Source organism: Microbispora sp. H10670 (genome assembly GCF_014161385.1).
Lineage (GTDB): Bacteria > Actinomycetota > Actinomycetes > Streptosporangiales > Streptosporangiaceae > Microbispora > Microbispora triticiradicis.
Genome location: NZ_JABBWW010000007.1, coordinates 38,135 through 60,140 on the forward strand (window position 1 = coordinate 38,135; position 22,006 = coordinate 60,140).

The window sequence follows — 22,006 nt, forward strand, 5'->3', positions numbered from 1 at the left end:
CCTGACCAGGGCTCGACCCGGAGCCGGCGCGGCCCGGGAACGGCGTGCGGGAAGACGGCGGGAAGAGGGACGGCCCGGCGGCGGGCGGGACGCGGCTCGTCGGGCGGCGGGCGGTCAGTAGGAGGATCGCGCGTCGAACAGCGCCCAGACCACCTTCCCGCCGCCCCGGGTGAGGATCCACCCCCAGGCCGCGCACAGCGCGTCGACCAGGTGCAGCCCGCGGCCGGACTCCGACAGATCGTTCCAGGGAGACAGCGCGGGCACCCGCGCACTGGCGTCGCTCACGCCACAGCCGATATGAAAACGGTGCCTCACCAGCCTCAGTCGGATCGGCGGGGCGCCGGCGGGCTCGGCGGGCGCGTGCCGGAGCGCGTTGGTCACCAGTTCCGACACGACGATCTGCGCGTCGGGCACCAGGTCGCCGGCGTCCCAGCCGCTCAGCGTCCGGGCGGTGAAGTCCCTGGCGGCTGCGGGCGAGGTGGTGCGCCCGTGGATGTCACACATCGCCGACGCGGGCAGGGACAGCCCGGCGACGTCGTCCCCTTCGAACATCGCGGTCAGCCACGAAGGCGCGGTCGCGGCTCCCGGGCCTGCCAGGTCTGCTGTCATCGCGGGTCCCTCAGGTCTCACCATTACATGATGTGAATTTCCCTGCCGTCGTGTATCTTGCCCTGCGCCTTGCGGGTGCAAGCGCGCGTGCACGTGCAAATGTCGGATGCCATCGACTTTTCGTGGAAGTCCCCAGAAAACCCCGCCTCGGACCCCATCCGGTAGGATGATCAACCGAATACTCCTACGTCCGACCTGTTTCGCCCCTCGGACACCCGGTTTCACGAGGCAATCACCCGGAGCGTCGCCAATGGAGACCACGTGAACGCGCAGGCGGAAAACGCCCCCTCGTTACCGTTCGGGCTCGCCCGAAGCGGCCCGACCGCCCTGCGGCTGGTGCTCGGCGCGCAGCTCAGGCGGCTCCGCCGGGAGAGCGGCATCACTCCGGAGACGGCCGCGCACACCATCCGCGCGTCCCACGCCAAGATCAGCCGGTTGGAGCTCGGCCGGGTCGGCTTCAAGGAGCGGGACGTCGCCGACCTGCTCACGTTGTACGGCCTGACCGACCCGGACGAACGGGCGGTGCTGCTGGACCTGGCCCGGCAGGCCAACCTCCCCGGCTGGTGGCACAAGTACAGCGACGTGCTGCCGGGCTGGTTCGAGTTCTACGTCGGGCTGGAAGAGGCGGCGTGCCTGATCCGCTGCTACGAGCTGCAGTTCGTCCCCAGCCTGCTGCAGACCCCCGAGTACGCGCGGGCCACCGTACGGGTGGCCAACTCGGGACGGTCCGCCGACGAGATCGACCGGCACGTGGACCTGCGGCTGCGCCGCCAGAAGCGGCTGACCGGGCCGGACGCCGCGACGCTGTGGGCCGTGGTGGACGAGGGGGTGCTGCGCCGCCCGGTCGGCGGCCCGGAGGTGATGCGGGCCCAGCTGGAGCATCTGATCGAGGTGACCAGGCGGTCGAACGTCACGCTGCAGGTCGTGCCCTTCGACCGCGGCGGGCAGTTCACCGTGGGCGGGCCGTTCTCGGTCCTGCGCTTCGACGCGCCCGAACTGCCCGACGTCGTCTATCTGGAGCAGCTCACCAGCGCCCTCTACCTGGACAAGCCGGAGGACACCGAGGCGTACACGCAGGTGCTGAACGCGATCTGCGTGGAGGCCCACTCGGCCGAGCGGACGACCGCCCTGCTGGAGGAGCTGCTGGCCGCCTACCGGTGACCCGCGGGACGGCGTCCGGGACGGCCGCGCTCACCCGCCGGACGCCTGGCCGGGCCGCCGGCCGGAGAAGAACGCCTGGCAGGTCTCGGCGAAGGCGACCGCCCGGGCGGTGGGCCGCACACCGCGCACCGAGGCGAGCACGACGTCGAGCGCCGGGACGTCGTCGCTGATCGGCACGCACGCCACCCGCCCGCCGTCGTAGGTGTGGTCGCTGTCGGCCCGCTGGTTCAGTATCGAGTAGCCGTGCCCGCCGGCCACGAGCGCGCGGGCGGTCTCGTAGCTCGACGTCCGGAAGCGCACGCGCGGCTCCGTCGGATAGATCGCCCGGAAGTAGTCGCGGCTGCGCGGCAGGTCGAGCAGGATCATCGGCTCGGTGGCCAGGTCCGCCAGCGACACCGCCTCCGCCTCCGCCAGCGGATGCCCCAGGGGAAGCAGCGCGTACGGCCTGGCCTGGGTGAGCGGCCGGATGTCGAGATCGAGGGCGAGGTCGATGGCGTAGACCAGGGCGACCTCGCACCTGCCGTCCAGCAGCGCCGCCTCCATCGCGGACAGCTCGCCCTCGGCGACGCTGACCCTTACCCCCGGATAACGCCCGGCGAACTCGCGCAGCAGGCGCGAGAGGTAGAACGGCGCGAGGGTCGTCAGGCAGCCGACCGCGAGCTCGCCGGTGAGCGAGCCCGCGAGGCCGCGCGCCGACTGGGCGAGGGCCGCCGCGTGGGCGAGGAACTCCCGCGCCTCGACGAGGAAGCGCTCGCCCGCGCGGGTCAGCGACAGGCCGCGGGCGTGGTGGCGGATCAGGAGCTGAACCCCGAGCTCCCGCTCGACCTGGGCGATCGCGGCCGAGATAGCCGACTGCGCGACCATGAGCTCTCTGCTGGCCGCGGTCATACTGCCGAGCTCGGCCGCGGTTACGAAGTAACGCAGCTGGACGAGAGTGAAGTTGGCGTCCGCCACGCCACCCATTGTGACCGTCTCCGGGCCCGCTGGCGCCCGCGATCCGGTATCAACTTCGAATGCCTTTTCCGGCCCCTGATCAGGCCTTTTCCCAACGGAAACGATTCGCGCCCAGCGCGAGCCCCCCGATCGCGAGGGCCAGGGACACGACCACCCCCCACAAAACGGCCGACGCGCCGTAGGAACCGGAGAACAACGCCCGCAGTCCCTCGACCGCGTACCGGAACGGCGTGAGCCGCGACGCCACGTCGAGCCAGGCGGGGGCGAGCGACATCGGCAGCAGCGCGCCCGACAGCAGCATCAGCGGGACCACCACGGTGGACATCACGGGCGCGAACAGTTCCTGCCGCATCGTGAGCGCCGCCGCGTACGACAGCGACGCCATGCCGACGGACAGCACGGTCATCAGGAGCAGGGCCGCCAGCACCCCCGGGAGCGGGGCCCGCAGCCCGAGCGCGTAGCCCGCCACGATGATCGCGACGGCCTGCACCAGCAGCACCAGGCTGTCCCTGAGCACCCGGCCGAGCAGCAGCGTGACCGGGCTCACCGGGGCGACACGGAGCCGTTCGAGCACGCCGAACCGCTGGTCGAAGACGATGCCGAAGCCCGCCATCCCCGCGCTGGTCAGCGCGAGCTGCACCAGCAGGCCGGGCACGAGGACGGCCCACGACCCGACGCCGCTGCGGGCGAACAGCGGGCCGAACAGCACGAGGAAGAGGAACGGCTGCACGGCGCCGAAGGCGAGGCTGACCTTGCTGCCGAAGGAGGCGCGCAGGTAGTGGCCGGTCAGGACGGCGAGAGCGGTCACGCGGCGGCTCCCTCGCGCAGCTCGCGGCCGGTGACCGCGAGGAAGACCTCGTCGAGCGTGCGCGCGCCGTGCTCGGCCTTCAGCCGGTCCGGGGTGCCCTCGGCGACGATCCGGCCGTGGTCGATGATCAGGATCCGGTCGCAGAGCGCGTCGGCCTCCTCCAGGTAGTGGGTGGTGAGGAAGACCGTCACGCCGTCGTGCTCGCGCAGCCGCCGGATGTGGTCCCACAGGTTGGCTCGGCTCTGCGGGTCGAGCCCGGTGGTGGGCTCGTCGAGGAAGAGCAGCCCGGGCCGGTGGAGCAGGCCCATCGCGATGTCGAGCCTGCGCTTCTGGCCGCCCGACAGCATGACCGTCGTCCGCTCCTCGACCCCGGCGAGGTCCAGGGCGGCGAGCAGGGAGGTCACCCGGGCGCGGGCCTCGGCCCGGCTCAGGCCGTGCAGGCGGGCCTGGAGCACGAGTTCGTCCCCGACCGGGGTGAACGGCCCGAACGCGCCGCCCTGGGCGACGTAGCCGATGCGCCGGCGTACGGCCACCGGGTCGGCGAAGAGGTCGGCGCCCGCGACCGTGGCGGTGCCGGACGTCGGACGCAGCAGCGTGGTCAGCATGCGCAGGGTGGTGGTCTTGCCCGCGCCGTTCGGGCCGAGGAAGCCGACGATCTCTCCCGCGGAGACGTCGACGTCGATCCCCCGGACGGCCTCGGCCGTCCCGAACGTCTTGGTGAGCCCTCTGACGTGAATCATGCTCGGTAGAGTAACACCAAATTTGGAGTCACTTAAAGTTTGTGTTCGTCCTTAGAATCGGGACATGGAAGAGGGCCTGCGGGAGCGGAAGAAGCGGGAGACCCGGCAGCGGATCTCCGACATCGCGACGGGGCTGTTCCTGGTGCGGGGGTTCGACAACGTCACCGTGGCCGAGGTCGCGCGGGCGGCCGACGTGTCGGTCAACACCGTGTTCAACTACTTCCGCACGAAGGAGGACCTGTTCCTCGACCGCGGCGAGGAGAGCATGGACGTGCTGGCGCGAGTGGTCCGCGAGCGCCGGCCCGGCGAGACGGCGGTCGAGGCGGTGCGGCGCGACTTCCTCGCGGCCCTGGACTCCGGCGACTGGCGCTACGGGATCAACGAGGGCGCGGACGTCTTCGTCCAGCGGATCCGGGAGAGCCCGGCGCTGCAGGCCCGGATCGAGATGATGAGCCGGCACCGCGAGGAGCGGCTCGCCGCCGTGCTCGCCGACGAGACCGAGGCCGATCCCGACGACATGACCCCGTCCCTGGTTGCGGCCCAGATCCGCGCGGCGGTCGAGGCGCTCACCCGGCATTTCGCGATGCGGCGGCTCGCCGGCGAGGAGGGCTCGGGCATCGTCGCGGACCTCCGCGCGCACGCCGAGCGCGCCTTCGACCTGCTGGAGCGCGGGGTCGGCGACTACTGCCTGCGGCCCGGGCCCCCTCCCGCCAGCCGGTGAGCGGACCACACCAGCGCCTCGGTGACGCGGTGCTGCGAGAGGCCCAGGGTCCGCCGCTGGAACAGGTACACCTCGGGCGCGAACGGCGCCAGCACGCCGTCGGCCATGCCGTCCGGATCCGGCGCCCCCGACTCGGTCAGCAGCATCCGGACGTGCGCGCGCCAGAAGCCGTACGCGCCGGTGCCGAATCTGGCGCTGCCGGTCTCGGCCCCCAGGACGAGGTGCAGGTGACGCTCCAGCAGGTCGACCATGGCGACGCAGAACGCGGCGAGCCGCTCGGCCGGTGAGGCCCCCGGGCCGAGCGGCGGCGGCCCGCTCAGGATGTGCTCCTGCAGCCGCCGCTCGTGCTCGTCCAGCAGCGCCGTGGCGATCGCCGCGACGTCCGGGTAACGGCGGTACAGCGTCGCCCGCCCCACGCCCGCCTCCTTGGCGATCTCGTCCATGGTGACGTTCCGGGCGTCCCCGGCGGCGAAGAGCCGCTCGGCCGCCGCGAGCACGCGCACGCGGTTGCGCGCGGCGTCCGCCCGTTCCCGCACCGGGGCCGGCCGGACCGGCTGGAGATCGAGCACGAGCGGTTCGCGGCCGGTCCCGGACGCGTCCGGCGATGGCACGCCGCCGTTCGACCGGTTCACCCCGGGTTCCCTCACCCCGTCGCTCATGGCCTCATCGTAGACCGACGGCCCAACCATGTGGACATCGCGTCCGGTTGTCGCCTAGGCTCATGTGGACACAGTGTCCACTTATCTGAGTTCCCCTGCCGAGAGGATGGCGATGCACTCCCTGTTCCTCGCCGCGGCGCTGCTGGCCGGCTGTCTGCTGGCCGTGCAGGCGTCGGTGAACCTCCAGCTCAACAAGGCCGTCGGCACCCCGTACGGCGCCTCGACCCTGCAGCTGGGCGTGGCCACGGCCGTGCTGGCGCTGCTCGCGGTCACCGTGGGCGCGATCGGCGCGCTCCACCTGCCGCCCGGCATCCCGTTCTGGCACCTGCTCGGCGGCCTGGCCAGTCCGCTCTACATCACCAGCGGAATCCTGCTCTTCCCCCGCCTCGGCGCCCTGGCCGCGGCGGGGCTGTTCGTGACCGGGCAGATGTTCGCCTCGCTGGGACTGGACCTGTTCGGCCTGCTCGGCGTCGCGCCCAAGCCGCTCAGCGCCGGCATCGCGCTGGGCGCGCTCGCCGTCCTGGCCGGCATCACCGTCGTCATCCGCGGCCAGAGCCTGATGCGGACACCGGCCCAGACACCGGCCCCGGCCCCAACACCGGCTCGGGCGGCCTCCGGCACCCTCGGCGGCGGTGTCTCCGGGCACGGTGGGAGCACCGGCGCCGGCGCCCCGGCGGCGACCGCCGGGACGGCCCCTCGGCCGGGCGGTCTCGGCCGGAGCGGCTGGATCCTGCTCGGCGTCGTCGCCGGCGCGGTCCTGCCCGTGCAGGGCGCGGTCAACGCCCTGCTGCGCAGGGAGATCCACCAGCCGGTGGCCACCGCCGTGATCAGCTTCGTCGTGGCCACGATCACCATCGCCGTCGTCCTGGCCGCGCTGCTCGCACTGGGCCGCACCCCCCGGCCGCGGCTCGGCGGGCTGCGCACGATGCCCTGGTGGGGATGGCTCGGCGGCGGCTGCGCAGCGGTGTACGTCACCGCGACCTTCACGCTGATCCCCGAGATCGGCGCCGCGGCCACCGTCGCGCTCACCGTGACCGGCCAGCAGCTCGCCTCCGCCGTGATCGACCACCACGGCCTGCTGCGGTTGCCCCGGCGCCCGCTCACCGCGGCGCGCCTGGCCGGCCTCGCCCTGCTCATCGCCGGTTCCGTGCTCGTCCAGCTCGCCTGAGCGGACGGGCCGCAGGAGAGCACGGGCAGCAGGAGAGAACGGGCGCGGCGCCGTCCGATCGGCGGGAGAACGCGGAGGGGCGCGGACCCTGCGGGGGCGTCCGCGTCCGCGAAGCCGCGCGGGTGAGGCGGCGGCTGTATACAGGTCCACGTGAGGTTGGACGAGCTCGATCGCGCCATCATCCGGGCCCTCGTCGAGGATGCCCGTGCGACATACGCCGAAATAGGCACTCAAGTGGGGTTGTCGGCTCCGGCCGTGAAGCGGCGGGTCGACCGGCTGGTCGCCACCGGCGCGATCACCGGTTTCAGCGCCCGGGTCGAGCCGTCGGCCCTGGGCTGGACGACCGAGGCGTACGTCGAGCTCTACTGCCGGGGCAAGACCTCCCCCGCCGAGATCGGGCTGGCCGTCTCCCGGCATCCGGAGGTCGTCTCGGCCTGCACGGTCACCGGTGAGGCCGACGCCCTGCTGCACATCCGCGCGACCGACGTGCGGCACGTCGAGCGGGTGATCGAGCGCCTGGCGGCCGAGCCGTTCGTGGTGCGGACCAAGAGCTCCATCGTGCTCTCCCGGCTGATTAACGGATCGCCGCAATCGGGGTGAAGGACGCAACCGATCCCCAGGTGATCGCAACGTGGGCGCATTGGATTGCCGTCCGCCGATTCCTACGCTGAAGTCCCGTTCACCGGTTTCCCGCTTGGAGTCGACGATGACAATCGCGCCAGAGTCCGCGGCCACGGAAAGTGGTCGTACGGGCACGGTCAGGCACTTCCTGATGTGCCGGCCCGAGTTCTTCACGGTCTCGTACTCCATCAACCCCTGGATGCGGCCCGAGAAGGGCGCCGACACGGCCACGGCGCTGCGGCAGTGGGAGAGCCTGCGGCAGGCGTACGAGAGCCTGGGCCACCGCGTCAGCCTCATCGACCCGGTGGAGGGCCTGCCGGACATGGTGTTCGCCGCCAACGGCGCCCTCGTCGTGGACGGGCGGGTCTACGGCGCGAGGTTCGCCCACCCGGAGCGGGCGGCCGAAGGGCCCGCGTACCTGCGGTGGTTCGTCGAACAGGGATACGAGACACTGGAGGCGTCCTTCACCAACGAGGGCGAGGGCGACTACCTGACGCTCGACGAGATGATCCTGGCCGGGACGGGCTTCCGCACCGACGTGGCGGCGCACATGGAGGCCCAGGAGTTCCTCGGCCGCCCGGTCGTCACGCTGCGCCTGGTCGACCCGAGGTACTACCACCTCGACACCGCCCTGTTCCCGCTGGACGGCCGCAACGTGGCGTACTATCCGGAGGCGTTCAGCGAGGGCAGCAGGAGGGTGCTGCGGCGGCTGTTCCCCGACGCCGTGATCGCGACGTCCGCGGACGCGGAGGTGCTGGGCCTCAACGCGGTGAGCGACGGCCGCAACGTCGTCGTCAACGCGGAGGCGACCGGGCTGGTCCTGGAGCTCAAACGCCGCGGTTTCGAGGTCGTCCCGGTCGACCTGAGCGAGCTTCGCAAGGCCGGCGGCGGCCCCAAGTGCTGCACATTGGAAATCAGGACGGGAGAGATCAGGACAGGTGGGGAGATCAGGACAGGTGGGGAGATCAGGGTGAGCGGGGAGATCAGGGTGAGCGGGGAGATTCGATGAGAAGCGAGGACCACATCAGGCTCGGCGAGAGCCACGGCGCGCACAACTACCACCCGCTGCCGGTCGTCGTCCGGTCGGCGGAGGGCGCGTGGGTCACCGACGTCGAGGGCAGGCGGTATCTCGACTGCCTGGCGGGCTACTCCTCGCTGAACTTCGGCCACGGCAACCCGGTCGTCCTCGCGGCCGCCCGCGAGCAGCTGGACCGGCTGACGCTGACCAGCCGCGCGTTCTTCCACGACCGGTTCGCCGGTTTCGTGACCGGTCTGGCCGAGCTGTGCGGCAAGGACATGGTCCTGCCGATGAACACCGGCGCCGAGGCCGTCGAGACCGCGATCAAGGTGGCCCGCAAGTGGGGCTACGAGGTCAAGGGCGTCGCCCCCGGCCAGGCCAACATCGTCGTGATGGAGGACAACTTCCACGGCCGCACCACGACCATCGTGGGCTTCTCCACCGACCCCGACGCGCGCGGCGGCTTCGGCCCGTTCGCCCCCGGCTTCCGGATCGTGAAGTACGGCTCGGCGGAGGCGGTCAGGGAGGCGATCGACGAGAACACTGTGGCGGTGCTGCTGGAGCCGATCCAGGGCGAGGCCGGCGTGCTGGTCCCGCCAGACGGCTATCTGGCCGCCGTCAGGGAGATCTGCGACGACGCGAACGTGCTGTTCATCGCCGACGAGATCCAGTCGGGCCTCGGCCGCACCGGCGAGACGTTCGCCTGCGACCACGAGGGCATCGTGCCCGACCTGTACGTCCTGGGCAAGGCCCTCGGCGGCGGGGTGGTCCCGGTGAGCGCGGTCGTCGCGAACGAGGACGTGCTGGGCGTGATCCGTCCGGGCCAGCACGGCTCCACGTTCGGCGGCAACCCGCTGGCCTGCGCCGTCGGCGACGCGGTCGTCGGGCTGCTGCGCACCGGCGAGTACCAGGCCAGGGCGCGCGACCTCGGCGCGTTCCTGCACGAGCGCCTCGCGGACCTCGGCCCCGGGGTGGTCGCCGTACGCGGGCGCGGGCTGTGGGCGGGCGTCGACATCGATCCGTCGCTCGGCACCGGACGGGAGATCAGCGAGGCGCTCATGCGCCGCGGCGTGCTCGTCAAGGACACCCACGGCTCGACGATCCGCCTCGCGCCGCCCCTCGTCGTCTCGCGGGACGACCTGGCCTGGGCGACGGACCGGCTCAGCGCGGTGCTGCGGGAGGCTCGGGCCTGATCGTCACCGTGTCGTGGTCGCCCGTGTCGGTGAACCACGTGACCACGGCCTCCCCGGGCGCGAAGTCGACGGCGGTCATCATGTTGGGGAACCAGGGTCCCTTGCTGATGCGCCAGCGCAGCGACGGCCGGGGCAGGCCGCCGGCCCGGGCCAGCAGCCCGCCGAGCAGGCCCGCCAGCCCGAACGACGCCACGATGTTGGCGAAGCGCAGCGAGCGGCTCAGTGGGTTGCGGATCGGCGAGCAGACGATCTGGTGGATGCGTCCTCCGCCCTTCCGCCGTACGGAGGCCATGTAGGAGTAGTGGACGTCGCCCGAGAGCAGCAGGACGGTCGCGGGCGTCCGTCCCCGCTGACCCGAGGCGACCTCGACCAGCACCCGCGCGAGGTCCTCGAACGAGCGGCGGAAGGCCCCCCAGTGCTCCAGGTCGAGGAACTGCCGCACCCGTTCGCCCCACCGCGCCGCCCGGCGGCCCCAGATGCCGTCGCAGACCGCCTCGTTCCAGCCCTCGACGTGGTGGATCCCGGACGGCAGCAGGACCGGCAGCGACGACCCGACGACGAGGTGGCCGAAGTCGCCGGTCGCCTGCTTCTCGAACCAGCTCCACTCCTCCGCGTCGATCATCCGGCGGCGTCCCGGTTCGAGCGTCCGGGCGCTGCGGCTGTCCAGGATGACGAGACGGGTGTCGCCGAGGTCCCGGTGATAGCTCCAGCGGACCGAGTCGGGCTCCGCGTCGGCCCGCCGGGCGAACTCGTCGAGCGTCTCCTCGCCGGCGCCCGCCCGCAGCGCGGCGAGCACGGGATCGGACTCCCGCTCGGCCGGCGGGATGTTGCCCAGGTGCTGGTAGACGTAGTAGGACCCCAGAGCGGAGACGATGCGCCGGTGCCACCACGGCACCTGCGCCATCTGCTCGCGCCACGCCGACGAGGTGTTCCAGTCGTCCCTGACGTCGTGGTCATCGAAGATCATCAGGGTCGGGACCGTGGACAGCAGCCAGCGGACCGCCGGATCGGACCACGCCTGGCGGTACAGCTCGGCGTACTCCTCGAAGTCGACGACCTCCTGCGGGCCCTCGGCCCTGCGCCCGGCGATGAAGTCCTTCATGTCCGGGGTGAGCTCGTCGGCGTACACCTGGTCGCCGAGGAGCAGGATGAGGTCGGGCCGGTCGTCCGGCGACTCCATCAGGCGCAGGCCGTACGCCCGCAGGACGTCCGGGCCGTGGGTCCGCACGTACGGCTCCTCGTGCGGCACGCTCGTCCGGCAGGAGCCGAAGATCAACCGGTTGAGGGCGGTGACGGGGTGGATCACACTCGGCGGCAGGCCGTCGTCCCCCGGCCACACCCGCCGGTCGTCGAGGTCCACCTCGTAGGCCACCGGCCCGTCGATGCCGACGTCCACCAGGGCGTAGTGGTGGCCGTGCACGGTGAAGGTGTGCTCCTCAGAGGAGGCGTCCCCGGCCCGCACGCGGACCGTGCAGGGCTCGGACGTCTCCACCCACACGGTCGCGGCGGACCCGTCCACGTGGCGCAGCAGCGGGCCCAGCACAAGTTCTGACACGAGTACCTTCCTACTGCAAAAGGGTGGTAATGCGCGACTCGTGCTCGTTCGTCCGTCGCACGATCTCCTCGCACAACTCGTGTGTGACCTGCGCGTCCTCGGCCGTGAGGACCCGCCCCTCGCCGACCGCGCCGAGGAACTCGGCGACGGCCTGCTCGATCCCCCGCTGCCGGGCCACCGGGACCCAGTCCGCCCGCCTCGCGAGGGTCTCGCCGCCGTCGAGGTCCACCACGTCGCCGAGGTTCACCACCCGCCGCTTCCCGCCGCCGCCCATCACCTCACAGGTCTCCTCGGCCGCGCCGCTGGTGCGGCTCATCACGCCGATCGCGGTGAAGCCGTCGCCGCCGAGCGTCAGCACCACGTGTTCCAGCAGGCCGTCCCGCACCCGGGTCCTGACCGCGGTGTCGGTGATCTCCCCCGGCGCCAGGAAGCGCAGCGTGTCGGCCACGTGGACGAAGTCGTCGAAGATCACCGTACGGGGGTCGCCGGGCAGGCCGCGGCGGTTCTTCTGCATCACGATCACGTCGCGCGGCAGGTCGCGCAGGGCGGCGTACCCGGGGGCGTGCCTGCGGTTGAACCCCACCATCAGCGACCTGCCCCGCTCTCGTGCCAGCCGTACGAGCCCGGCGCTCGCCGCGGCGTCGTACGCCAGCGGCTTGTCCACGTAGACGTGCACGCCGGCCTCCAGCAGGGCCGTCACGACGGGGACGTGCGCCTCGGTCGCCGCGTGCACGAACGCCGCGTCGATCCCCGCCTCGATCAGGCCGTCCAGCGAGGCGAAGCGGGCCGCGATCCGGTACGCGTCGCCGAGCCGGTCGAGGACCGCCCGGTCGCGGGTGCAGAGCAGCGGCTCGATCCCCGGCGTGGCCGCCAGCACCGGCAGGTAGGCCTTCCGCGCGATGTCTCCCAGGCCGATGATCCCGACTCTCATGCCTGGGGAGCCTATCGGCGTGCTGTCTCCGCTCTCCGCCGGGTGGGGTCACGGCCGGGGCGGGTCAGAGGCCGGCCGGGGTCACGGGTCCGTAGCGTGCGGCCGGGGCCTTGGTCGTGTAGGCCCAGTAACGGTCGCCGTAGGACCAGTGCCACCACTCGCTGGGGTAGTTGACCATACCGACCGTTGCCAGCACCTCACCGAGAATGCGGCGCCGTCCCCGGGCCTCCGCGGAGATCGCCGTGCTGGCGGTGTGGCAGGCGCCGGTGTCGGTGTCGTTCACCTCCGTCCCCAGCCACAGTTCGCGCCCGTCCGTCTCGCACAGGGTCAGGTCGACGGCGGCTCCGGCCACGTGGGGCGCCACCTCCGGCGGGGAGATGTAGCGGCCGGCCCGCCGGTGGTACCAGTCCTCGTCGTGACCGGGGTGGGCCGCCCGGAGACGGTCGACGTGCCGGTTGAAGTACCGGGTCTGCAGTGCGACCGGCCGGAAGCCCTCGACGATCAGGAAGCGCAGCCCGGGCCGCAGCAGGGTCTGGGCGGTGACGAGGCGGTCCACCACACCGAGGCGAAGGTGGGCGTAGGCGCCTTCCGGGTCGGCCAGGCGTTCGTCGAGGCGAAGCGCCTGAACGGTACGCAGGTCGAGCAGTGCCTCTCCGCACTCGTCCACGGGTATCCGGCCGATCGCGGGATCGGAGAGCAGGATCATCTCGTCGTCCTTCCGATGGATGGAGAAGGCCCCGAGGCCGCCCGATCAACGGATCGGGCGGCCCGTGGAACCTGTGCGACGTCCGCGGGCGACGGTCAGTCGGTGGGGGCGGAGGTGAGGAGCTTGTTGCCGAAGATGCCCCAGCCGGTGCCCAGACTCTTGTACGGCGCGAAACTGAAAGCGGTCGCGGTACTCGTGCTCCGCCAGACCATCAGCTCGTCACCACCGTTGAAACCGATGATGTCGCTCTTGCCGTCCTTGTCGAAATCGGCGCCGAGGAACTTGCTCACCGTGCGCCACCCGGACGACACGAACACACCAGCGGTGGAGAAGTCGCCCGGCGTGCTCGTGTTGCGGTGAATCCACAGATCACTGCCCGCGACCCCCGCGATGTCCTTCTTCCCGTCACCGTCATAATCAGCCAGCGGAAGAAGCTGCGTGAAAATCCCCCAGCCCGTACCCAGGCTCTTGTACGGGGCGAAACCGAACGCGGTCGCGGTACTCGTACTCCGCCAGATCAACAACTCGTCACCACCGTTGAACCCGATGATGTCGTCCTTGCCGTCACCGTCGAAGTCCCCCGCCATGAACTTCGAGACCGTGCGCCACCCGGTGGAGATGAACACGCCCGCGGTGGAGAAGTCGCCCGGCGTGCTCGTGTTGCGGTGAATCCACAGATCGCTGCCCGCGATCCCCGCGATGTCCTTCTTCCCGTCACCGTCGAAGTCGGCCAGCGGAAGAAGCTGCGTGAAAATCCCCCAGCCCGTACCCAGGCTCTTGTACGGAGCGAAACTGAAAGCAGTCGCGGTACTCGTACTCCGCCAGATCAACAACTCGTCACCACCGTTGAACCCGATGATGTCGTCCTTGCCGTCACCGTCGAAGTCCCCCGCCATGAACTTCGACACCGTACGCCACCCGGACGACACGAACACACCGGCGGTGGAGACGTCACCCGGCGAACTCGTGTTCCGGTGGATCCACAGATCACTGCCCGCGACCCCCGCGATGTCCTTCCTCCCGTCACCGTCGAAGTCACCGAGCGTCTGTAAGAGGGGCGACGCGGGGGAGCCGCGCTTGGCGAGGGCGTCGAGCTGCGCCTGCGTGCCGTTGAAGACGTTCAGCGTCACGTTCGTCGTGGGGACGCCGGGGACGTTGCCGGTGTCGGCGTACTGCCACATGATCCAGGTGCTCCAGCCGGGGGGAACCGCCGGAGTGGTGTGACCGCTGGTGTAGTCGGCGACCTGGAGCCCGTACGACGAGAGGGCGGTGGTGCTGCCCATGCAACCGGTCATGAAGCCCCTGGCCGTGTAGATCCACGGCCTGACGCCGAACGCCGCCTCCACCTTGTCCAGCCAGGTCTTCGCGAACGAGACAGTGGTGTAGGGCGGGCAGGAACTGGTGCCGTCGTCGGTCCACTCCAGGTCCAGGATCGGCGGCAGCTCCCCGGTCCGGTGCCCGGTGTAGCCCGCCGCGCGGGCGGTGTCGATGAAGAAGTCCGCCTGGGCGGCGGCGTTGGAGCTGGTGCCGGTCAGGTAGTGGTAGGGGGCGGTGGCGATGCCCTGGGCCAGGGAGGCGGCCAGGTCGCCCCTGAAGTAGGAGTTGGTCTTGTTGGTCCCCCGGGTCACCTTCAGCGTCGCGAACGTGATGCCCGACTGGCGGATCTGGGACCAGTTCACCGCCGCCCCGTTGGGATGCTGGTACTCGGTGACGTCCACGCCCCTGACGGGGTACGTCCCCGCGGGCGGGCTGGCGTTCGCGCCGGCCGGCTGTGCCAGTGCCCCGGCGAGTCCGATGGCGATGGCCGCGGTGACAAGGCGGCGCACCCACCTCGATCCTCGCCCGGGCCGTGCTGCTGTCGCAGACATATCTGCTCCACCTGATGAGAGAAGTCGAGTCATGACCGATCCGAAGTCGTGAACTTCGTGGAACCGCCGGCGTTCGCCCTGATGCGGTGTGAAGTGGGCGCCGGTGGCCGGCGTGTGCCGCCGGTCACCGGCGCTGATGGTGCCGGTGGTCAGTCGGTGGGGGCGGAGGTGAGGAGCTTGTTGCCGAAGATGCCCCAGCCGGTGCCCAGGCTCTTGTACGGCGCGAAACCGAACGCGGTCGCGGTGCTCGTACTCCGCCAGACCATCAGCTCGTCACCACCGTTGAAACCGATGATGTCGCTCTTGCCGTCCTTGTCGAAATCGGCGCCGAGGAACTTGCTCACCGTGCGCCACCCGGACGACACGAACACACCAGCGGTGGAGAAGTCGCCCGGCGTGCTCGTGTTGCGGTGAATCCACAGATCACTGCCCGCGACCCCCGCGATGTCCTTCTTCCCGTCACCGTCATAATCAGCCAGCGGAAGAAGCTGCGTGAAAATCCCCCAGCCCGTACCCAGGCTCTTGTACGGGGCGAAACCGAACGCGGTCGCGGTACTCGTACTCCGCCAGATCAACAACTCGTCACCACCGTTGAACCCGATGATGTCGTCCTTGCCGTCACCGTCGAAGTCCCCCGCCATGAACTTCGACACCGTACGCCACCCGGTGGAGATGAACACGCCCGCGGTGGAGAAGTCGCCCGGCGTGCTCGTGTTGCGGTGAATCCACAGATCGCTGCCCGCGATCCCCGCGATGTCCTTCTTCCCGTCACCGTCGTAGTCGGCCAGCGGAAGAAGCTGCGTGAAAATCCCCCAGCCCGTACCCAGGCTCTTGTACGGGGCGAAACCGAACGCGGTCGCGGTACTCGTACTCCGCCAGATCAACAACTCGTCACCACCGTTGAAACCGATGATGTCGTCCTTGCCGTCACCGTCGAAGTCCCCCGCCATGAACTTCGACACCGTACGCCACCCGGACGACACGAACACACCGGCGGTGGAGACGTCACCCGGCGAACTCGTGTTCCGGTGAATCCACAGATCACTGCCCGCGACCCCCGCGATGTCCTTCCTCCCGTCACCGTCGAAGTCACCGAGCGTCTGGTACTGGGGTGCCGGAGGCGGCGACTGCGTGTCGTCGACGATGTTCTTGTAACGGATCGGGCGGAAGTTCTGCATGCTCGACCACGACTCGTCGCCCACCTGGCCGTGGGAGTTCGCCGTCGGCCCCTTGGCCCAGTCCTGCTCCCAGCCGTTGCCGTCGGGACTGCCCGTGCCGTTGAGGGAGTAGGTCCACGCGCCCTTGGTGTGGTCGGCGGAGTCCTTCCACCGGGCGAACAGTTCCATGTGGCTCGATTTGAGGATCGCGTCTCCGGGCTTCAGATCGTGCAGGCTGCCCAGATACTCCTTTCCGCTCCAGGACGCGAAGTCGTAGGTGCTGTTGCCGCCCTTGCCGGAGTTCGCGGTGATGTGCCACGCCATGGAGACCAGGCCGGAACAGTCGGGGCCGTACTTGTGCCCTCCGTCCACGTCGGTGTAGAGGCTGCTCGGGCTGCGGCTCTGGTTGTACTTGACCTCGCGGTCGACCCAGTTCTGGGCGCGGGCGAGCACCTCGGAGCGGGTGATCTGGCCGTCGGCGACGGAGGCGGCCGCGGCCGGCGTGGCGGTGGTGAGGCTGGTCACCGCGGCTCCCGCGAAGCCGAGGGAAGCCGCCGCCACCATGCTGAGCGTGCCCGCGATAAGGCGGTTGAGTTTCATGGGGCCTTCCGGTGGAGAGGTGGTGTTCGTCCTCTTGCACCGGAAGACTCGAGCAAGGCGCTGAAAATACGGTGAAACTCCGTGGAGGATGGTTTTCAGCGGTTAGCAGCGGGCGTTTCAGGGAGCGGAGGCGCCGGTGAGCTCGCCGTACTCGCGGGCGCCGTGGTCGCGGAAGACCGTCAGCACCCGCGCCCGGATCGCCGCCGCCGTCTCGACGTCACCCCTCGCCTCGTGCAGGAGGGCCAGCGTGTGCTCCGTACGTGCCTGCCAGAGCGGAGCCTCCATGCCCTCCCACACCCCGATGGCGGAGGTCAGGCACGCGGCCGAGTCCGTCAGGTTGCCGTCGGCGAGGTGCAGCTCGCCCAGGGTCCGCAGGGCGATGCCGAGCCCCCACCGGTCTCCCATCGCCTGGCAGGTGGACAGCGCGCCTTCGAGTGGGGCCAGGACCTGCCGCGTCTGGCCCAGGCGGAACCGGGCCTTCGCGCACGCACGGACGGAATACGCCTCCAGCAACCGATCGCCGAGCTGGACGAAGATCTCCGTCGCGGCTTCGGCGGTCCGGATGGCCGCGTCGTAGTCGCCGACCGCCCGGTGGAACAGGCTCATGGTGCGCAGGGTCACCGCCTCGCCGCGGCGGCTGCCGAGGCGGCGGTAGCCGGCCAGTGACTCCTCCAGACCGGACCAGGCCGCCGGATAGTCCCCAAGCTCCAGTCGCACCGAGGCGGCCAGCCGCCGCAGGTACGTGACACCGAGATCGTCGCCGAGGCCGGTGAGGAGGACGTCGGCCTGGTCCAGAAAGTGCAGCGCCTCGACCAGGCGGCTCGCCTCCCGGCAGGTCACGCCGAGCCCGGACAGCGCCACGGCCTGGCCGCGCGCGTCACCCATCTCCCGGAAGGCGGCGAGCGCGTGGCCCAGAAGCCGGCGCGCCTCCGGGAACCGGTCCTGGAGATAGCGCAGGTGGCCCAGCTCGGCCAGCATGGTCGCCTCGCCGTTCCGGTCGCCCGCCCGGCGGGCCGCGGCCAGCGCCGCATCGTTGATCCGCTCCCGTGACTCGAACCTGTTGACGCCGAGGAACGACGGACCGAGTCGCGCGGAGGCGAATTGGCAGACCATGTCGTGCAGGCCCAGCACGGCGGCGCGCTCCAGACCGACGACCAGCGCGGGCTGTTCGATCTCGAACCAGTCGTGCGGGGCCGCCAGCACCCGCGCGGTCAGCTCGTCCGGGATCGCCGGGGCGGTCGCGGCGGGGTGCATCCAGTCGATCTCATCAGGCGGGGCGTCGGCCGCCACCTGGTCGGCCAGGGCGAGCCAGCCCCCGAGCACCCGGCCCGCGGCCGCCGTGAGCCGTTCGGACGGCTCCTCCGCCTCGGCACGCTCGCGTCCGTAGATGCGCACCAGGTCGTGGATCCGGTAGCGGAGCGCGCCCAGGTCGTCGACTCGGCTGAAGTCCACCATCTGGGCGTCGACCAGGCGTTCCACGATGTCTTCCGCGAGTTTGTCGTCGATGTCGCACAGCCAGGCGGCGATCCACGGGGAGAACTCCGGAACCCCCAGGTGACCGAGCCGCCGCAGCGCCCGGCGTTCGTCGTCGTCCAGCCCCCGGTAGCTCAGCTCGAAGCCGGCCCGCACCTCCAGGTCGGCGATCGCCAGCTCGTCCAGCCTGCGCCGCTCGTCGGTCAGCCGGTCGGCGAGCAGCCGCAGCGGCCATCGCTGCCTGGTGGCCAGCCGGGCCCCGGCGATGCGGATCGCCAGCGGCAGCCGGCCGCACAGGTCGACGATGTCGTGGGCCACCGCCTCCTCGGCGGCCACCCGCTCGGGTCCCACGATCCGGGCGAGCAACTCGACGGCCTCAACCGGTTCGAGGACGTCCAGGTCCGTACGGCGCGCACCGCTGAGTGCTCCGAGCCGGTTGCGTGAGGTGATCAGTACGCCGCCAGCGCCACCCGGCAGCAGCGGGCGTACCTGCGGCTCCCCGGCGGCGTCGTCGAGCACCACCAGCACCCGGCGTCCGGCCAGCAGGCTCCGATAGAGCTCGGCCCGCTCGGCGGTTGCGGAGGGAAGAGCGTCCTGACGCACCCCGAGCGCCTTGAGGAACCTCCCCAGCACCTCGCCCGGATCGGCGGGAGCATCGCTCATCCCGCGCAGCTCGGCGTACAGCCTGCCGTCGGGGAAGGCGTCCGCGACCTGATGGGCGACGTGGATCGCCAGGGCCGACTTGCCGCTGCCGGCACGACCCGCGACGACCTGGATCATCGGGGCTTCTCCCGAGGTCAGCGCCGTCACCAGGGCCGCGCTCTGCGCGGAACGGCCGGTGAAGTCCGCCGGCGCCAACGGCAACTGGGCGGGTACGGCGAGGCGGACCGTCTCCCCGGACGGCGGCGCCAGCAGTGAGGGGTCGCCGCGCAGGATGGCGTGGTGGAGGGCGGTCAGTTCTGGCCCCGGGTCAACCCCGAGGTCCTCGGCCAGGATCCGGCGGCCCTCCCGGAACGCGGCCAGCGCGTCGGACTGCCGGCCGAGCCGGTACAGCACGGTCATGTACTGGCCGCGCAGCCGCTCGTTGAGCGGATGGCGCCCGACCAGCGCGGCCAGTTCCGCCACCAGCCGGCCGTGCCGGCCCAGCGCCAGGCCGGCGGCGATACGTTCCTCGGTGGCGGTCAGCCGCAGTTGTTCCAGCCGTACGGCCTCCCCCGCCAGCGGCGAGTCGTCCAGCCCGGCCAGGGCGGGCCCGCGCCATAACCTCAACGCGGAGTCGAGCAGCCCGGAGGCCTCCTCGGGCGTGGCCGCGCCGCGCGCGTCGGTGAGGAGCCGCTCGAACAGGTCGGTGTCCAGTGACCCGGCGGGGATCTGCGCCAGGTAGCCGGGTGCGCGGGTGACGATCACGTCCGTGGCCCCGGCACGGGTCAGCGCCTGGCGCAACGTCTTGACATAGGTCTGTATCGCCGCTTTGGCGGTCTCCGGCGGCCCGTCCGGCCAGAGGATGTCGATGAGGCGGTGCATCGGCAGGACGTGCCCCCGCTCCAGGAGCAGCGCTGCGAGCAGCGTCCTCGGTTTGACTCCCCCCAGCGGGACCGGGATCCCGCCGACCGCCACCTCGACCGGCCCCAACAGTCGAAACTCCACCCGCCACTCCCCTGTCACGTCGTCCCCCCGGACGTCGCCCCGGCGGCTCCCCTGCTGCCGGGGCGTGAAACGCGGTCCCGTGGGAGCGCGTGAGTGCGGAACTGCAAGGTGAGGCCGCGCCTGTCGTCGTCGGCCGGCGCGACCGCCCGCCCGGGAGCCGACAGGGGTCTCCAGGACCGAGCGCCGGCGAGGGCGGGATCGTTCAAAGATCTTCGAATAAGCATGGCCAGCCGGGATCCCCAGCGCAAGGGTCAAATGTCGTGACTTATGCGCTCCTCAGCGCGATCGCCACCACGCGACCGTCTCCTTCACCCCGTCCTCGACCGGCGTCGGCGCGAAGCCGAGGACCTCCTGCGAGGCCGACGAGTCGAGCACGTACGGCCGGTCGAACTGGTAACGGGTCTCCCCCAGCTCCCGCAGGAACGGCACGGCGAGGCCGCCCGCCTTGAGCAGCACCGCTGGGAGCCGCCGCAGTCTCGGCGCCCGGACTCCCCCGGCCTCGCACACCATCTCGGCGTACGCCCGCATCGTCACGGGCGGGGCGGTCGGGACGTGCCACGGCCTGCCCCACGCCCGCTCCTCCTCGGCCGCCGCCACCAGGGCCCGCACGACGTCGGGTAGGTACGTCCAGCTGTGCGGGATGTCGGGGTCGCTCACGACGGTGGCGGTTTTGCCGCCGAGCAGCGGCTCCAGGAGCCTCGGCCCCAGGTAGGACTGGTCGGACGAGCCCGGGCCGTAGTAGTCCGAGCCGCGCACCTCGGTCACCCGGACCCTGCCCGCCTCGTGGGCCGCCCGCATCTCCTCCCACATCCGCGCCCTGACCCTGCCCTTGGTGCCCGTCGCGGCGAGCGGCAGGTCCTCGGTCATCGGGCCGTCCACCGGGCCGTACCCGTAGAGGTTGCCCAGCGTGACCAGCACCGCCCCGGACGACTCGGCGGCGGCCAGCAGCGAGGCCGCGACCGGCGGCCAGTCCTCCTGCCAGCGGTGGTAGGGCGGGTTGACGCAGTTGTAGATCGCGTCGGCCCCTTCCGCGAGCCGCCGCATCACGGCGGCGTCACCCGCGTCGGCCGCGACCGGCGACACCCCCGCGCGCCTCGGGCCCGAGCCCGAACGGGTGACGACGGTCACCTCGTGCCCCCGCCCGGCCAGCTTCTCGGCGAGTGCGCCGCCGACCTGTCCCGCTCCCACCACGACATGCCTGCCCATGATCTCTCCCTATTGATGTCATTGCTGCGTCAGCAGCCGCAGCGCGGCGTCGGCCACGTACACCACCGCGAACACCACACCCGCGGTCACCAGCCCGGAGGCCGCCAGCGCGGCCGCTCCGGCGCCGAACCACACGACCTCGAAGGCTCCCCGGGCGAATCCGTGCAGCTGGTACGGCGCCTTGCCGCCGGCCATGAACAGTCCCCAGAGTGTCGCGAACGCGGCCGGCGTGCCGAGCCCCAGCAGGATCCGGACCACGATGTTCGCCTCCCGGGTGAAACCCCAGCGGGCCAGCGCGATCAGAACGCCGAGCTCCAGGAAGAACATGAGGGCGGCGGCCGCCCCTTTCACCATGGTGAGCATCGGCACTCCTTGCGTTCGTCGCTCCGTTACGAGAGCAATGCTCTCTCATGAGAGCGCGAGTCGTCAAGAGCAGTGCTCTCGAATCGGTGCTCTGATAACATCAGGCCATGAACGCGAGCCGTACCGCACGGGAGCGGGTCAGGGCGGAACTCATCAGGGAGATCACCGACATCGCGCGGCGTCATCTCGCCACCGACGGCGCCCCGGGCCTGTCCCTGCGCGCGGTGGCCCGGGAGATGGGGATGGTCTCCTCCGCCATCTACCGCTACTTCCCCAGCCGCGACGACCTGCTCACCGTGCTGATCGTCGACGCGTACAACGCGATCGGCGAGGCCGTCGAGCGCGCCGACGCCACCCGCCCGCGCGACGACTTCACCGGGCGCTGGCTCGCCGCCTGCCGCGCCGTCCGCGAGTGGGCCCTGGCCCACCCGCACGAGTACGCCCTGCTGTACGGCTCGCCGGTGCCGGGCTACCGCGCCCCGGAGGACACGATCGGCCCGGCGTCACGGGGCACGATCGTGTACGGCCGCATACTGGCGGACGCCCAGCGGGCCGGCCGCCTCGCCCCTCCGCCGATGTGCCCGCCGCCGCCCCCGATCCTGTCGCAGGACGCGGAGGCCGTACGCGCGGTGATGCCGGGCGTGTCCGACGACGTGGTCACGCGGGCGCTGGTCGCCTGGACCGGGCTCTTCGGAATGGTCAGCTTCGAGCTGTTCGGCCAGTTCAACAATGTGATCGAGCACCGGGCCGAGCTGTTCGACCACAACATGACCTGCCTGGCCCACCTGCTCGGTTTCTCCGAATAGCGCTCCTCCGTGGAAAAGGGCGGCCGAGGGATTCTCGGCCGC

Annotated in this window: 20 protein-coding genes; 7 read left to right on the plus strand and 13 right to left on the minus strand. The window is 71.2% G+C overall.

All coding sequences use genetic code 11. The features are described 5' to 3' along the window. Nucleotides 1–114: 114 nt before the first annotated feature. Nucleotides 115–609, minus strand: a complete 495-nt coding sequence (locus tag HHX33_RS12365) for an ATP-binding protein (protein ID WP_220501753.1) — start codon at nt 607–609, stop codon at nt 115–117. Nucleotides 610–870: 261 nt separating this feature from the next. On the opposite strand from HHX33_RS12365, the gene HHX33_RS12370 reads away from it, so the two are divergent. After that, a complete protein-coding gene (locus HHX33_RS12370; RefSeq protein WP_182874711.1) occupies nt 871–1,770 on the plus strand; it encodes a helix-turn-helix domain-containing protein in 900 nt (299 codons plus the stop codon). Nucleotides 1,771–1,800: 30 nt separating this feature from the next. On the opposite strand, the gene HHX33_RS12375 is transcribed toward HHX33_RS12370, so the two are convergent. The 3 genes from HHX33_RS12375 to HHX33_RS12385 form a co-directional block, all read right to left on the minus strand. Then, nucleotides 1,801–2,733, minus strand: coding sequence for a LysR substrate-binding domain-containing protein (locus HHX33_RS12375; protein WP_111700818.1), 933 nt, complete (start codon nt 2,731–2,733; stop codon nt 1,801–1,803). A gap of 70 nt (nt 2,734–2,803) precedes the next feature. Continuing rightward, nucleotides 2,804–3,532 carry an ABC transporter permease gene (locus tag HHX33_RS12380; RefSeq protein WP_182874712.1) on the minus strand — a complete coding sequence of 243 codons (729 nt, stop codon included), beginning with the start codon at nt 3,530–3,532 and terminating at the stop codon, nt 2,804–2,806. Next, the gene (locus HHX33_RS12385; protein ID WP_182874713.1) at nt 3,529–4,272 is read right to left on the minus strand and encodes an ABC transporter ATP-binding protein; all 744 of its coding nucleotides are present in this window, start codon (nt 4,270–4,272) and stop codon (nt 3,529–3,531) included. Before HHX33_RS12385 ends, HHX33_RS12380 begins: the two co-directional genes overlap by 4 nt. Nucleotides 4,273–4,336: 64 nt before the next feature. Here HHX33_RS12385 and HHX33_RS12390 point away from each other — a divergent pair, with 64 nt between their 5' ends. Continuing rightward, a complete protein-coding gene (locus HHX33_RS12390) occupies nt 4,337–4,993 on the plus strand; it encodes a TetR/AcrR family transcriptional regulator (protein ID WP_182874714.1) in 657 nt (218 codons plus the stop codon). Here HHX33_RS12390 and HHX33_RS12395 read toward each other — a convergent pair. Then, entirely contained in the window at nt 4,954–5,652 is a 699-nt protein-coding gene (locus HHX33_RS12395) for a TetR/AcrR family transcriptional regulator (protein ID WP_182874715.1), read from the minus strand. The genes HHX33_RS12390 and HHX33_RS12395 overlap by 40 nt on opposite strands. Nucleotides 5,653–5,764: 112 nt before the next feature. On the opposite strand from HHX33_RS12395, the gene HHX33_RS12400 reads away from it, so the two are divergent. The 4 genes from HHX33_RS12400 to rocD all read left to right on the plus strand — a co-directional run bounded on the left by HHX33_RS12400 (nt 5,765) and on the right by rocD (nt 9,652). Then, on the plus strand, nt 5,765–6,820 hold the full coding sequence (locus HHX33_RS12400; protein ID WP_182874716.1) for a DMT family transporter: 1,056 nt from the start codon (nt 5,765–5,767) through the stop codon (nt 6,818–6,820). Nucleotides 6,821–6,970: 150 nt separating this feature from the next. Next, nucleotides 6,971–7,420 (plus strand): Lrp/AsnC family transcriptional regulator, encoded by a 450-nt coding sequence (locus HHX33_RS12405; protein ID WP_111700813.1) that lies wholly within the window; start codon nt 6,971–6,973, stop codon nt 7,418–7,420. A 106-nt stretch (nt 7,421–7,526) separates the two neighbouring features. Next, nucleotides 7,527–8,450, plus strand: a complete 924-nt coding sequence (ddaH, locus tag HHX33_RS12410) for a dimethylargininase (RefSeq protein ID WP_182874717.1) — start codon at nt 7,527–7,529, stop codon at nt 8,448–8,450. Continuing rightward, the gene (gene rocD / locus HHX33_RS12415; RefSeq protein WP_182874718.1) at nt 8,447–9,652 is read left to right on the plus strand and encodes an ornithine--oxo-acid transaminase; all 1,206 of its coding nucleotides are present in this window, start codon (nt 8,447–8,449) and stop codon (nt 9,650–9,652) included. The genes ddaH and rocD overlap by 4 nt, the downstream gene beginning before the upstream one ends. Here rocD and HHX33_RS12420 read toward each other — a convergent pair. The 8 genes from HHX33_RS12420 to HHX33_RS12455 form a co-directional block, all read right to left on the minus strand. After that, nucleotides 9,621–11,207 (minus strand): alkaline phosphatase D family protein, encoded by a 1,587-nt coding sequence (locus HHX33_RS12420; protein WP_310741339.1) that lies wholly within the window; start codon nt 11,205–11,207, stop codon nt 9,621–9,623. The two genes, rocD and HHX33_RS12420, sit on opposite strands and share 32 nt — an antisense overlap. A 10-nt stretch (nt 11,208–11,217) precedes the next feature. Further along, nucleotides 11,218–12,138: a Gfo/Idh/MocA family protein gene (locus HHX33_RS12425; protein WP_182874719.1), complete on the minus strand. Its 921-nt coding sequence runs from the start codon at nt 12,136–12,138 to the stop codon at nt 11,218–11,220. A 64-nt stretch (nt 12,139–12,202) separates the two neighbouring features. Then, nucleotides 12,203–12,844 carry a M15 family metallopeptidase gene (locus tag HHX33_RS12430; RefSeq protein WP_182874720.1) on the minus strand — a complete coding sequence of 214 codons (642 nt, stop codon included), beginning with the start codon at nt 12,842–12,844 and terminating at the stop codon, nt 12,203–12,205. 95 nt (nt 12,845–12,939) lie between these two features. Further along, nucleotides 12,940–14,670 (minus strand): GH25 family lysozyme, encoded by a 1,731-nt coding sequence (locus HHX33_RS12435; protein ID WP_182874721.1) that lies wholly within the window; start codon nt 14,668–14,670, stop codon nt 12,940–12,942. A 191-nt stretch (nt 14,671–14,861) separates the two neighbouring features. Continuing rightward, nucleotides 14,862–16,469: an FG-GAP repeat domain-containing protein gene (locus HHX33_RS12440; protein ID WP_182874722.1), complete on the minus strand. Its 1,608-nt coding sequence runs from the start codon at nt 16,467–16,469 to the stop codon at nt 14,862–14,864. A gap of 117 nt (nt 16,470–16,586) precedes the next feature. Continuing rightward, nucleotides 16,587–19,589 (minus strand): AfsR/SARP family transcriptional regulator, encoded by a 3,003-nt coding sequence (locus tag HHX33_RS12445; protein WP_310741340.1) that lies wholly within the window; start codon nt 19,587–19,589, stop codon nt 16,587–16,589. 276 nt (nt 19,590–19,865) lie between these two features. Then, the gene (locus HHX33_RS12450; RefSeq protein ID WP_182874723.1) at nt 19,866–20,795 is read right to left on the minus strand and encodes an NAD-dependent epimerase/dehydratase family protein; all 930 of its coding nucleotides are present in this window, start codon (nt 20,793–20,795) and stop codon (nt 19,866–19,868) included. A gap of 18 nt (nt 20,796–20,813) precedes the next feature. Then, nucleotides 20,814–21,158 carry a YrdB family protein gene (locus tag HHX33_RS12455; RefSeq protein ID WP_182874724.1) on the minus strand — a complete coding sequence of 115 codons (345 nt, stop codon included), beginning with the start codon at nt 21,156–21,158 and terminating at the stop codon, nt 20,814–20,816. Nucleotides 21,159–21,265: 107 nt separating this feature from the next. Between HHX33_RS12455 and HHX33_RS12460 the strand changes: the two genes are divergently transcribed. After that, nucleotides 21,266–21,964 carry a TetR/AcrR family transcriptional regulator gene (locus tag HHX33_RS12460; RefSeq protein WP_182874725.1) on the plus strand — a complete coding sequence of 233 codons (699 nt, stop codon included), beginning with the start codon at nt 21,266–21,268 and terminating at the stop codon, nt 21,962–21,964. Nucleotides 21,965–22,006: the final 42 nt, after the last annotated feature.